The sequence below is a fragment of the Lactobacillus sp. UMNPBX19 genome (genome assembly GCF_002553805.1).
Taxonomy (GTDB): Bacteria; Bacillota; Bacilli; order Lactobacillales; family Lactobacillaceae; genus Lactobacillus.
In genome coordinates this window covers 1-445 of record NZ_PCYR01000110.1, presented here as the reverse complement: position 1 = coordinate 445, position 445 = coordinate 1, and the positions used below count along the sequence as shown (strand labels likewise).

Sequence of the window (445 nt, the reverse complement as noted above, 5' to 3'; positions counted from 1 at the left end):
ATTTCTATACAAATTGGATGGCAAAATGGGTTTTGCAATACTCACTTGAACACTACGATGAAATTAATGCTGATGAAAAAGCTAAGTTGGCTTTGACGGATGAAGAATTTGCAAAGTGGCAAGAAATTGTTGATAACATGTATTTGCCAGAGGCTGATGTTGAAACCAAGACAGGTAAAAAACATATCTTTGTTCAACATGATACATTCTTGGATAAAGATTTGACACCAATTGCTGATATGCCACAAGACATTCGACCAATTAACCAAAACTGGTCATGGGATCGCATCTTGCGCTCGCCATATATTAAGCAATCTGATACATTACATGCCATGTTCTATTTCCCAGACGCGTTTACAGAAGAAGAAAAGCGTAACAACTTTGAATTCTATGAACCATTGACAGTGCATGAGTCATCATTGTCGCCATCTGTTCACTCGATTTT

General features: G+C 37.3%; 1 pseudogene. It reads left to right on the top strand.

From position 1 onward, the window contains the following. Positions 1 to 445 (top strand): annotated as a pseudogene (locus tag CP370_RS09320) (glycoside hydrolase family 65 protein); the annotation flags it as partial.